Genomic DNA, 233 nt, shown 5'->3' on the forward strand with positions numbered 1-233 from the left:
CCATGATCGGCGGAGGGATCTTCGGCATGCCTGCCGATATGGCGCAGGATGCGGGAAGCGGCGCCGCCCTGTTAGGCTGGGCGCTGACCGGCATCGGAGTCATCATGCTCGCCCTGTCCTTCCAGAGTCTCGCCAACCGGCTGCCAAGCCTGGCCAACGGCATTGTCCCCTACGCCGAAACCGGCTTCGGCCCCTTCGTCGGTTACATTTGCGCCTGGGCCTACTGCCTCGCC

1 protein-coding gene is annotated in these 233 nt (G+C 66.1%); it reads left to right on the forward strand.

Annotated features, from left to right (window positions below):
- Positions 1 to 2: 2 nt before the first annotated feature.
- A partial coding sequence (locus KVT34_RS31295) for an amino acid permease (RefSeq protein ID WP_217563398.1) occupies positions 3 to 233 on the forward strand: 231 nt, incomplete at its 3' end.

The organism is Paenibacillus sp. GbtcB18, assembly GCF_019091125.1.
Lineage (GTDB): Bacteria > Bacillota > Bacilli > Paenibacillales > NBRC-103111 > Paenibacillus_F > Paenibacillus_F chitinolyticus.